We start from the raw sequence: 11,934 nt of genomic DNA, 5'->3' as shown, positions 1-11,934 counted from the left end.
GGCCGGAACGGCATGACTGTCGTTCCGGCCCGTCATTGGATCATCCCTCAGAAGGAGAATTTGATCGTCCCGCCCCATGTCTGCGGATCGCCGACCTGTCCCGCGATCAGGCCGACATTGCCCGGCGCGACCTGAAGATTTTCGATATAGTTGACGTCGAATGCGTTGCGGACCCAACCGAAGATGTCGAACCCTTCACCCCGGAAACCGGCGCGCAGGTTGGTCAGGGCATAACCCTTCACCTCGGTATAGATGGATGGCGACGCATTGCTGTTCCAGTGCGACCGGTAATTGCCATCGACGCCCAGATAGACCTGGCCATCCTTCGCCAGCAGCGTGACCGGAACATTATATTCCGCGCCATAAGAGAAGGCCCATTTCGACACGCCGGGCAGATCCTGCCCCGAAATGTCGCACTGGCGCGGGCTGAGCGCCCCCGGCACGCCGGGCTGCGAATAATCAGGCGTTGCATTGGCCGCCTGCAACGTGCCGCCGGACAGTTCGGGCGGGCAGGGGGCGTTGGTGAAACGCTTATATTTGGCGTCGGTATAGGCGCCGTTCGCATAGGCGGTGAAGCGGTCGCTGGTCACGATCTTGAAATCCGCCTCGATCCCCTGCGTCCGCACCTTTTCCGCATTGGCAAGGTAGCCGCGCACCGTGCCGAACTGGCCGCCGTTCACCGTCGCCTGGAAATTCTTGATGTCGGTGCGGAAGGCGGTGAGGTTGAAGGTCGCCCGGCGATCCCACAATTGGGTCTTCAGGCCGATTTCGAAATGGTTGACCGATTCCGGCTTCACCGTACCGGCGTCATAATTGACTGTATTGTCGGCGTTGAGCGGCAGGCCATTCTGGTTGATGCCCAACGTCTTGAAGCTCTTGGCATAAGTGGCATAGCCCAACACGTCGCGCGCGAACTTGTAATTCACATTGAGGTCGTAGGTGAAGTTCCACGCGCTGTCGGACGGCGCGCTGATCTGCGGCTGATACACGCCGCACTGTGCGGCCAGCACCGATCCGGCGGCCGGGGTGGGTGAACAGCTGATCACCTGACCCTGACCATTGGTCACGATACGTTCGTAAAAGCCCGATTTCTTGTCGTAGTTCAGCCGTGCGCCCGGCTGGATGGTCAGCGCGTCGGTGACTTTCCAGCTCAGCTGCCCGAACAAGGCGGCGCTGTCCGCCTTCAGATATTGGGTGTTGCTGGCGGTCAGGCCCTGAAGCACGCTGGGGTCGTTGGCCAGCGCGCCGGTCAGGCTCCACCGGCTGGCGTCCGCGCCCTGCTGTTCCGTGCCCTGCGTGTCGATCCGCTGTTTGAAACCGAACAGGCCGACGACGAAATCGATGTCCTTGCTTTCGTAATTATAGCGGAATTCCTGGCTATACTGGTCCTGCTGCGACGGGTTCTGCGACCGGGACACGATCGACAGGCCGGTGAAGTCGCGGTCATTTTCCGGCTTCCAGTCCCAGAAGCGCCAGGCGGTGACCGACGTCAGCGTACCGGGGCCGACATCCCATTTGATCTTCGCCGACACGCCGCCGATCTTGTTGCCGGCGTTGAGGTTCGAATCAAGGTCGCTTAGCCGGTCATAGGGGTTGCGGCTGGGCACGGCATAGTTGCGGCCCGGATTGGCGGCGTTGATCGCGGCGACTAGCGCGTCATATTGACGGTTGAGCGCCCGCTGGGTCCGGCCCACGCGCACGAAGGTCGTGCCGCAGCATTCGGGATCCTGCTTGCTGTAATCGCCCGACAAGGTCAGGCTGAAATCGTCGCTGGGCTTGAACAGCAACTGGCCGCGAATGCCGATATTGTCCTGTTCGTTGATCCAGCGCCGACTGGCCACATTGTAGAGCGTACCGCGGCGGCTGGTCGCGGCGACGGCGATGCGGGCGGCGATGGTGTCGGTCAGCGGACCGGACACGGCGGCCTTGGCCTGCCGGTAATTGAGGTTGCCCACGCTCAGTTCGGCGCGTCCTTCGAAATCGAAGGTCGGCTGGTTTGTCGTGATGTTGATCGCGCCCGCCGTGGTGTTCTTGCCATAGAGCGTGCCCTGCGGCCCGCGCAGCACTTCCACCTGATTGACGTCGAGGAAGTCAAAGGTCGCCGCCGCGACGCGCGAATTATAGACGTCGTCGACATAGATGCCGACGCCCTGTTCGAAACCATCGCTGGTGAGGCCAAACGGCACGCCAAGGCCGCGGATGTTGACCGACGTGTTGCGCGGGTTGGTGGTATAGACCTGAAGCGTCGGGGCCAGCTGTTGCAGCTTCACGATGTTGAAATTGCCGGTCGCTTCGATGCTGTCGCCCTTCACCACGGAAATGGCCAGCGGCACTTCCTGTGCGGTTTCCTGACGACGGCGGGCGGTGACGATGATCACTTCGCCGCGCGGGCTGGACTGTTGCACGCCCTCGGTGCCGGATTGTGGCGCCTCCTGAGCGAAAACGGTCGGCGTGATGATGGAAGTGCCCGCCACGCTGGCGAGCAACAGGAAACGCGCAATCATGATATTCCCCTTTTATCCGGCTGTCCGGTGGCAAATTGTCTGTCGATCGCGGCGATTCCGGTGGTCCGGTCAAAGCCGATATGTGGAAATGACAATATCCTGCGGCTCATTCCTCGGCCGCTTGCATGAAAACTGCGACACCCCCGCGACCCGGTTCAATTGGTCAGGCGGGTTTTTTCCGTGACGTCGATCTGGACCACGCGCGCGTCATGGACGGTCAGCGTGATCGACCCGAACCGCATGGATTCCAAGACGCCGCGCACCTTGTCGATGCTGGCGGCGATGTCGGGGCGCTGGCCGTCGATCCGGGTCTGGCGCAACTCTATTGGTTTATGTTCACTCATGGACACCTCTTGCGCCTTCAATATCTCAACTTCAAAGATAGACAAAAAAGCAAATATAAAGGGCGCGCAAGTTTGTCTTGTAGCGCCCTGGGGGTGAGCCTCTTAATTATGCAGCGACGGGCCGCCTGCCTTGCGATCCTGTGCGATTGCCGTGGTGGCGCGCATCTGGGCCGGACGCATCTGGCGTACCGCCGATGCCTGTTCCTGCGCATTGTCGATCAGCCGTTCCAGCAGGCTCTGGCCGAATTGCCAGTCGCCAAGGCCCGAATCGGCGTTGATATGTCCGGCGTAACCTGCGTCCACAAATTCGCTGCCCCAATTCTTGCCCATGCTGTGGCACCGTTCGAAGAAGATATAGGGGTCGTCCCGGCTGCCTACCAATATGGATGGGAAGGGCAGCTGCGTGCGCGGCGTGGGGCCGAATCCGCCGATCGTTTCGGGCGTTTCCATCCGGTCGCAATCGGGCGGCGCGACCAGCAGCGCGCCCGTCACCGGCCAGCCATAGGCCTGACTCTGCAACGCGCCCCACCATGCCACGGCCATGCAGCCAAGGCTGTGCGCGGCCAATATGACCGGCCCGTTGACTGCGCGAATGGCGGCATCCAACCGCGTCACCCAGGCGTTGCGATTGGGGCTGGCCCAGCTGCCCAGATCCACCCGCTCGCAATCGCCGCGCTTTTTTTCCCATAAAGTCTGCCAGTGGCCCGGCCCGCTATTGTTGAGGCCGGGGATGGTCAAAACGACCGGCTGGCGCGCGTCACCCGATAATCCGAATCGCTCCATGGTCTGATCCTCATCCTTCTGTCCGAGCATCAGAGAATAATTCTATTTATCTGGTAGACAATGGCCCAGCGATGAAATGTGGTGAAATCTGGGCAGTCGGAAAACTGAACCCTGCATGAAGATGGCCGGGGCGACGTTACAGCCCGTCCCGGCCATCAGACGCCTTGCCGTCGCGTCACCATGGATAGATCAGGCCGTAATATTGATACACGTTCCGGCCATAGGCGTCGTTATAGTCGGGCCGCTGTTCGGCGGCATAACGGGGCGCATCGTCCAGTATCTGCTTGTCCAGATCGACGACATAGCCGCCCTGATCCGTGTCATAGGCCAGCATCGACCAGGGCAGGGGATAATGGTCGTGCCCCATGCCCAGAAAGCCGCCGAACGACAGCACGGCGTAACGGACCTGTCCGCTGACCTTGTCCACCATAAAATTGGAAATCCTGCCAAGGCGGTCGCCCTGCCGGTTATAGACGGCGGTGCCTTCGACCCGGTCCGACGCGATCAGCGCGCCGCCATTGTCGATGCCGATTTCGGTTCCATAGTCGGTCATTGTCACTCTCCTGCACACATGTCTCTATATGGATGCAACCATGAGGGACCGGCGGGGTTCCTCCGGTTCAGCACAAGGAGCAATGCTATGACGATCAATCGCAGCGGTTCGGCAGTCTGGACTGGGGGCCTGAAAGACGGGAAGGGCACGATTTCGACGCAAAGCGGCGCGCTGGACGCCTATCCCTATGGCTTCGCCACCCGGTTTGAGGGCGTTCCCGGCAGCAATCCGGAGGAGCTGATCGCGGCCGCCCATGCATCCTGCTTCACCATGGCGCTGTCGCTGATTCTGGGCGAGGCGGGGCTGACGGCGGAGAAGATGGAGACGACGGCGGTGGTGTCGCTCGACAAGCTGGACGACGGCTTTGCCGTCACCGCCAGCAAATTGACGTTGAAGGCGACTATTCCCGGCACGGACGATGCGACCTTTCAGGAACTGGCGGCCAAGGCCAAGGCAGGCTGTCCGATTTCCAAGCTGTTGAAGGCCGACATCAGCCTGGATGCAGAGTTAATCGGCTGACGTCATTTTCCGGCCGAGCCTATGCTCGCGCCAGGCGATGGTCAGGCCACTCGCCACGATCAGGCCGGCGCCGACCCATGTGGTCGACGTCGGCCAATCGCCCCACAGGGCAAGGCCCAGCAACGTGGTCCAGATGATCGTGCTGTAATCCATCGGCAGCACGACCGACACCGGGGCCCAGCGCAGCGCGCCTGTCAGGCACAGTTGCGCAATGCCGCCCGCAACGCCGATCAGCAGCAACAGCCCCCATGTCGCGGCATCATGGGGCTGCGCGACGAAGAACATGGCGATGGCCAGCGGCGGCATCGACAACAGGGTGAACCAGAATACGATGACCCCGGCCGGTTCGGTACGGCTGAGCGCCCGCAGCACCAGACTGATGGTCGCGGTGACGATCGCCCCGCCGATGGCGACGGAAATGCCGGTCACCGGAACGCCCGGTCCGCCTGCGGGGCGGAGCATCACCATGACGCCGAAGAAGCCGACCAGCACCGCCCCCCATCGCCATATGCCGGTCTGTTCACGCAGGATCAGCGCGGACATGATCGTGCCGAAAATCGGCATGGTGAAACCGATCGCCGTCGCTTCCGCCGGGGGCAGCAGGATGTAGGATAGGAAATTGAGCACCATGCCCGTCAGGCCCAGCACCATGCGGCTGGCATGGGCGCGCATCCTTGTCGTGCGCACGCCGCCGATGCCCGCGCTATAGACGATCCACGCGAACACCACCGGCAGGGCCAGCGCCTGTCGGTAAAAGAGCGATTCCAGTACATGGACACCGCGTTCGGACGCCAGCCTGACGGTGATGAACATGATCGACATGCACAGCACGGCGGTCAGGCGCAGGCCGATGGCGTAAAGCGGCCGACTTTCTCTGGCTGCGGGAAGGGGAGCGGTGTCGGACACGCGCCCGCCTTACGCCTGTTACGCTGCGGCGCAACAGGCGTAAGGCCGAATTTGCGTCATTTTGCCGGTTTGCGGAATTTCAGCGTCATCCGGTCGCTTTCGCCGATGGCCAGATATTTGTCCTTGTCGACATCCTTCAGGCTCAGCGTCGGGGGCAGCGTCCATACGCCCTTGGGCCAGTCGGCCGTGTCCTTCGCATTGGCGTTGATTTCCGATGCACCGACATATTCGAAACCGGCCGCCTGCGCGATGCGGCGGATGGTCGATACCTTCAGATAGCCGCTGCTCTTTTCCAGCGCGGTATCGCGGTCTTCGGGCAGGCGATGATCGACCACGCCCAGCGTGCCGCCGGGTTTGAGGACATCGAAAAACGCCTTGAACGTGGCGGCCTCATTGCCCGCCATGACCATATTGTGGACGTTGCGGAACGTCAGCACCGTGTCGACGCTGCCTGCCGGGATCTGGGCCGTTTCTTCGGGGAAGGGCACGACCTTCACCTTGTCGTATACTGCGGGATTGGCGGCCAGAAAGCCCTTATATCCGTCCAGATAGCGGCCGGTGGGTTGCAGGGCATAGAATGTGCCCTTGGCGCGCAGCAGCGGTGCCAGGATTTCCGTGTACCATCCACCGCTCGGCGCATATTCGACGACGGTCTGGGTTGGCGTCACGCCAAAGAAGGACAGCGTTTCGGCGGGATGACGATACTGATCGCGCGCGACATTCTTGGGCGTCCGGCTGGGCGCGGCAATGGCTGAGGCAAGCGGTTTCGAAACGACCGTCTGATGACCGGCATGCTGGGCGATGGCGGTAGCGCCAACAGGCAGGATGATGGCGGCGGCGGCAAGCAGGGCGGGAAAGCGCATCGGGCACTCCTCTATGTGCATGTTTATGCTGTGCCCGATGTGCCCGCTCCCCACCTGCCTGACAAGCGATTAGAGCATTTTCGGAGCGGATGGCGTCATCTGCTGGCTCAGGAAATGCGGAAAACAAAAGAAGAATAGAGCATCATGCGCAAAAGCGGGGACCGGTTTTGCGCGAATGACGATGCGATAACAAAAGCAGAGCGCGCATCTTGCATCAGGTTTGCCGCCGCCTGCTCTAAAATTCGCGGATCAGCCTTATGCCTGCCTTGGGTCGGAACACGTTGCCATGCGGCCTTTCCGCGCCGATCCCGGCCTGCACGTTGACCTTGTGCGCCAGTCGCTGGTGAATTTGCGGCATGGCCAGCACATAGCCGTCCGCCCCGCCGCGATAGTTGATTTCCAGACCCAGAACCTGCCCATCGGCGCTGTCATAGAATAGCGAATGGTTGACGATGGCGGCATTGCGTCCACGCCCGCCGGAAAAGGCAATATCGCCCAGACCCGCCATGGTGACGCTGCTCCACCGGTCATTATATCGGTGGGCGACCATATAGGCGAAGCTGTTGCGATAATCGCGGGCATGGCGGTCATATATGCCCAGATATTGCACGCCATGGGCGGTGCGTCCGCCATTCAGCGTACCGAACGCCGCCTGAAGCCCCAATTTCAGTTCGACCAGCCGACCATCCTCGAACGGCAATTCCCCCTCGATCGCGAAACCATCCGTCAGCGCATATTCGATTTCCGGCGCCCAGTTCACCGTCTTGTCCGAACCCGATAGGGGAACGGTGGCCAGCGTATTGGCCTCCATCTCCCCCCGTTTCGCGCCCAGCGGCCGCATCATGTCGAATATCATCGGTTCGGGCACGTCCGGATATTCGGTCTGCGCTGCCGCTGGCGGGCAAAGACCGATCATGAAAAACGCCACCCCGTGGCTGACGGGATGGCGTATGGTTCGTCGAAACACTGATGACTCCCTGCGTTACATGGAAACTCCTGTGCTTACGCAGGGGAAGGGGCGTTTATTCCCGATATTACAGGCACGCCTCCAGAAATGGCTGGTCGAACCCGAACATGCGGGCCTTGTCCAGCGTATAGGGGCGCAGGCCCATCGAACGATATTCGCCGATGATCTTCCCGCTGTCATCCTCGTCATGATATTCGAACTTGAACAGTTCCTGCGTGACGATGACGTCGCCTTCCATGCCGATGACTTCGGTGACGTTGGTGACGCGGCGCGAACCGTCGCGCAGGCGCTTCACCTGTACGATCAGGTCGACCGAATCGGCGATCTGCTTGGAAATGGCTTCCTTCGGGATCTTGATGTCGCCCATCAGAATCATGTTTTCCATACGGCCCAGGCACTCGCGGGGCGAGTTGCTGTGCAGCGTACACATGGACCCGTCGTGACCCGTGTTCATCGCGGCGAGCAGGTCGAAACATTCCGCGCCACGAATTTCGCCCAGGATGATGCGGTCCGGGCGCATACGCAGGGCGTTCTTGACGAGGTCGCCGATGGTGATCGCGCCTTGCCCTTCCAGATTCGGCGGGCGGGTTTCCAGCGGCAGCCAGTGCGGCTGTTGCAGGCGAAGTTCGGCCGCATCCTCGATCGTCAGAACGCGTTCGCCCGGATCGATCATTTTCGACAGGGCGTTCAGCATCGTCGTCGTGCCCGAACCCGTACCGCCCGAAATGACGATGTTGAAACGGCACGCGCCCGCGATTTTGAGCGCCGTCGCCATTTTGGGCGACATGGCGCCCCATTGGGCCAGCATGTCGATGGTGATCGGCTTGGCGGAAAATTTACGGATGGAAATCGCCGTGCCCTTGAGCGACAGCGGCGGCACGATCACGTTGACGCGGGAACCGTCGGGCAGGCGGGCGTCGGCCAGCGGCGTGGTCTGGTCGACGCGGCGGCCGACCTTGTTCACGATACGCTGGGCGATCTGGAACAGATGCTCTTCATCGCGGAACTTGATCGGCGCGATCTGGAGCTTGCCCTTCTTTTCGATATAGGTCTGTTCCGGGCCGTTGACCATGATGTCGCTGACGTCCGGATCGGACAGCAATTCTTCCAGCGGGCCAAGGCCCAGCAGTTCGTCGACCAGCACCTTTTCCAGCGCGAACTGTTCGCGCCGGTTCAGCGTCAGCTTCAGTTCCGCCAGCACTTCCATGATGATCGGGCGGAATTCCTCCGCCAGTTCATCCTTGGTCAGCGTCGCTGCGGCTTCCGGATCGACACGTTCCAGCAGGCGGGGCAGCACCTGTTCCTTGATCTTGTGGACGCTGGCTTCGAAACCCTGCGGCCCTGCGTCGGGCACATGTTCGGCATTGGCGCGTTCGGACAGGCGCGACATGGCGTCGGCATTGCGTTGCATCTGGCTGGTGGGTGCGGCCAGCGGATCGATCGGCGTTTCACCGGGCAGGGCCGCGATGTCCAGCGGCGGAAACTGCTCGCCGCCACGCGGCGCGTCTTCCTTCGGGGCTGCGCCACCCTGCATGGGGCGGGCCACGCCAAAGCCGGGCTTGATACCGGCAGTTCCACTTTTTCGTCCAAAGGCGCTCATATTACTCCGCCATGTTGTCGCGACCGGGTTGGCAGCCCTTTGACGGGCCGTTCCCATCTGGGTTGTGAAGGTGAATAAGCCGGAAACTTTGATAAATGGCTAATGCGTCTTCACCGGTTCGGCCGGGGCTGTCACGAAACGCGGATCAGCGCCGAACCAGCGGCCGATGGTGCGCCCGCTCGACAGCAGCCGACGGCCCTGCGGCGTCAGGCGGATACGTCCGTCATCGCCCTGCACGATATTGCCCGACAGGGTCTGTTCACTGATGCGCCGGTCGATCTGACGCATGTCGTCCAGATATTCGCGCACAAAAACATCTTCCAACGCTGTCGGCGTCAGACGCCCATCCTGTCGTTCGATCCGGGCCAGCAGGAACATGGTGATCGACCGGTCGAACGTGACTGGAAAGACGATCAGGAAACTGATGTTGAACGCCAACGACAGGGCCACCCCGCCCATCACCGTCGAAACGTCCAGCAAGGCGATGCGTCGCGAAGCCAGCCCCGATATGATCGCCAGCAACAGCGCGGCTGCAAATGCAATCAGCACTCCGCGATAGAAGAGCAGGGGGATGCCGCCCAGCAGCGGTGAGGCGATCAGCGCCAGATAAAAGGCAAAACCGATCGCCAGCATGGCGATGTAAAGCAACGCCAATATGGCCAGTTGTTTCGCGATACGGGTCATGATGCGATATCCTTGACCGAAACCAGACAGGCCAGCGGCTGGCGGAACCGGCAATGCAGGCCGGGGGGCGGGCCACTCGCCTGTTGCCAGACGGGATCGACCGATGCGAAGATCAGATGATCGACGCCGACCGCCCTAGCGCGCGCGACAATCTCCTGCCGAGATAGTGGCCTCTCGTAAATCGGACGCAATATGGCGATGCGTCGATTCACGGCGTTCGGCGATGCGCCGAACAGATTGGCTTCCTGGTCGGCGACGGCGGTTTTCTGAATGCCGTAAAGGCCGAAGTTGAAGATCCGCCGGTGCAACGCAGGATTATGCTGAATCACGTCATCGACCGGCAGCATGCGGGCAGCCTGTTCATAGATACGCCGTTGATCATCGTCGTCCGCGCGCAGGCTGATCAGTTCCGTAAAGGATGTGCGGAACCATGGTGGGCGGATCAGGCGCAGGCCGACCAGATCCCACGTCACCGTCATTAAGCCCAGCGCCAGCAACAGGTAGAAACTCGGCCTTTGTCGCCGCAAGGATACGCCCGGCCCCTGAAGCCAGGCGATAGTCCACAACATGACGGCACATTGCGCGAACCATATCGAGCGCCAGGCAAGGTCGTTGTTGATGATGGTCGATTTGACGAAACTGCCGACCAGCAAAGACGCGCCTGTGCTGGCGACCAGCAGCCATTGCACCGGTTCGCGCCGGTCGAAAGCGCCCATGCGCCACCACATGACCGCCCCCCACATGAAAATGCCGAATTCCATCGCATAGTTGAGCGGCAACAGGACGGCATGGAGCCAGCCCCAGCCGGGATCGTCCGGGATGAGCACGGTGAAGCGCCTGACCGTGAGCGCGATGGGCATACCACTGTCATGACGGTAGGTGAGCAGGTCGGCCAGCTGGAACGATGCGACCAGCAATGCGCATATTCCCGCAACGGCCAGAGTGGGATCGCGTCGCCACAGGCTGATGCAGCCCCAGCCGATCAGGACGGGCATCGCCGTCAGCATGATCCAGACCGACGATCCGAAACAGGTCACAATGGCAAGGCCCGCCGCGAACGCCAATATCCACCGGTTGCGGCCCTGCGCCGCCTGCGCCCTGACGAGCAGCAGCCATCCGACCCAGACCGCGATCAGCGCGGTCAGATGATGCGGCACCCATAATGCAGATCGCAGGGCGAACACCACTTCGGTGTTCCACCAGTCGGCCTGCGCTTCGACATTGCCGACAACGGAATAGCGCAGCACCATGAATATCAGGTCCGTACCGCCCAGAAAGCAGGACAGCAGGATCATGCCGACAAACCGCCGCTCGCGATCTGGCCTTACCAGCCCGGCATCGACGGCGACCCGCCACAGCAGGGCGACAAAAGCCAGCCCGGCCCAGAAAACCCCCGCGGCAAAAGCCATGCGGGCGTTGACCCATGCGCCGCCCGCCCACTGGATCGCGGCTGGCCACAGGTAGAAATAATAATAATAGCCGACATAGCCCGGCCGGGCGAAGAAAGGATCGGTAAAGGGCAGCCCTTCGCGCGCGATGGCGCCGGTGACCGCGGCATGTTTCACCAGATCGAGGTCAAGCAGCGACTGGTTGAGCGACCCGGCCATGTTGAAATCGACAAAGGCGAACGCCACGATGATCGCCCAGAACAGGATCAGTGGTGCTGCGATCGGCCAGCGGGCATTCTGTGCCAGGAAAAGGCTTCGGGCCTTCGGAAGGGCCAGCAGCGCCAGCATGGCGTGCAGCCCCGCCATCGCCGCCATGCCGCCGCCCCGCACGACTAATGCGTCGATCGCGGGCAGGATCGCGACAGCCAGCAGCAACGACCATGCCATCCGGTCCCAGCCGCGCCCGCAATCTACGCCAAATCGTTCGAACAATCGTGCCAGACCCGCGCCCGGCAACAGCATCCACCAGACACCCATCATAATGCCGACGATCAGGCCGGAACAATCGGCGATCAGCAGATCATCCATGATGCGCTCTCCTGCATGCGCAGGCATAAGGCAGGCCCGCAGGGGCGAATCGGTTCATCAAAGTCTTGCCCCAGCTGATCGCATCACCGCCGTTGCTAGGACGGCAGGGTAAATGAGCGATTAACCCTTGGGTAATTCACCGCGTTATTGAGGCTGACATGCGGACATGAAGAGTCAATCGATCGGACTGAGCCGGGCCATACGCTCCATGCTTCCCGCACACCGTATTTTGCGC

General features: G+C 61.5%; 11 protein-coding genes. 1 reads left to right on the top strand and 10 read right to left on the bottom strand.

What is annotated here, in order from left to right:
- Window positions 1-47: 47 nt before the first annotated feature.
- The 4 genes from ACOJSJ_RS12045 to ACOJSJ_RS12030 form a co-directional block, all read right to left on the bottom strand.
- On the bottom strand, window positions 48-2,504 hold the full coding sequence (locus tag ACOJSJ_RS12045; RefSeq protein WP_420145221.1) for a TonB-dependent receptor: 2,457 nt from the start codon (window positions 2,502-2,504) through the stop codon (window positions 48-50).
- Between the two features lie 155 nt (window positions 2,505-2,659).
- Complete coding sequence (locus ACOJSJ_RS12040) at window positions 2,660-2,848, bottom strand: YezD family protein (RefSeq protein WP_420145220.1); 189 nt, start codon at window positions 2,846-2,848, stop codon at window positions 2,660-2,662.
- A 102-nt stretch (window positions 2,849-2,950) separates the two neighbouring features.
- A complete protein-coding gene (locus ACOJSJ_RS12035; protein WP_420145226.1) occupies window positions 2,951-3,631 on the bottom strand; it encodes an RBBP9/YdeN family alpha/beta hydrolase in 681 nt (226 codons plus the stop codon).
- Between the two features lie 175 nt (window positions 3,632-3,806).
- Window positions 3,807-4,184, bottom strand: coding sequence for a PRC-barrel domain-containing protein (locus ACOJSJ_RS12030; RefSeq protein ID WP_420145219.1), 378 nt, complete (start codon window positions 4,182-4,184; stop codon window positions 3,807-3,809).
- 87 nt (window positions 4,185-4,271) lie between these two features.
- Between ACOJSJ_RS12030 and ACOJSJ_RS12025 the strand changes: the two genes are divergently transcribed.
- Window positions 4,272-4,703, top strand: coding sequence for an OsmC family protein (locus ACOJSJ_RS12025; RefSeq protein ID WP_420145218.1), 432 nt, complete (start codon window positions 4,272-4,274; stop codon window positions 4,701-4,703).
- Here ACOJSJ_RS12025 and ACOJSJ_RS12020 read toward each other — a convergent pair.
- The 6 genes from ACOJSJ_RS12020 to ACOJSJ_RS11995 form a co-directional block, all read right to left on the bottom strand.
- Window positions 4,692-5,609: a DMT family transporter gene (locus ACOJSJ_RS12020; protein WP_420145217.1), complete on the bottom strand. Its 918-nt coding sequence runs from the start codon at window positions 5,607-5,609 to the stop codon at window positions 4,692-4,694. The genes ACOJSJ_RS12025 and ACOJSJ_RS12020 overlap by 12 nt on opposite strands.
- 56 nt (window positions 5,610-5,665) lie before the next feature.
- On the bottom strand, window positions 5,666-6,472 hold the full coding sequence (locus ACOJSJ_RS12015; RefSeq protein WP_420145216.1) for a class I SAM-dependent methyltransferase: 807 nt from the start codon (window positions 6,470-6,472) through the stop codon (window positions 5,666-5,668).
- A 235-nt stretch (window positions 6,473-6,707) separates the two neighbouring features.
- Window positions 6,708-7,388 carry a hypothetical protein gene (locus tag ACOJSJ_RS12010; protein WP_420145215.1) on the bottom strand — a complete coding sequence of 227 codons (681 nt, stop codon included), beginning with the start codon at window positions 7,386-7,388 and terminating at the stop codon, window positions 6,708-6,710.
- 118 nt (window positions 7,389-7,506) lie between these two features.
- Window positions 7,507-9,039: a CpaF family protein gene (locus ACOJSJ_RS12005; RefSeq protein WP_420145214.1), complete on the bottom strand. Its 1,533-nt coding sequence runs from the start codon at window positions 9,037-9,039 to the stop codon at window positions 7,507-7,509.
- 99 nt (window positions 9,040-9,138) lie between these two features.
- Window positions 9,139-9,723 (bottom strand): hypothetical protein, encoded by a 585-nt coding sequence (locus tag ACOJSJ_RS12000; protein WP_420145213.1) that lies wholly within the window; start codon window positions 9,721-9,723, stop codon window positions 9,139-9,141.
- Window positions 9,720-11,699 carry a hypothetical protein gene (locus tag ACOJSJ_RS11995; protein WP_420145212.1) on the bottom strand — a complete coding sequence of 660 codons (1,980 nt, stop codon included), beginning with the start codon at window positions 11,697-11,699 and terminating at the stop codon, window positions 9,720-9,722. Before ACOJSJ_RS11995 ends, ACOJSJ_RS12000 begins: the two co-directional genes overlap by 4 nt.
- Window positions 11,700-11,934 lie beyond the last annotated feature (235 nt).

This window comes from Sphingobium sp. (genome assembly GCF_048594625.1).
Classification (GTDB): domain Bacteria; phylum Pseudomonadota; class Alphaproteobacteria; order Sphingomonadales; family Sphingomonadaceae; genus Sphingobium.
The sequence above is the reverse complement of the archived record's forward strand: the minus strand, read 5'-3'. Positions and strand labels throughout refer to the sequence as shown.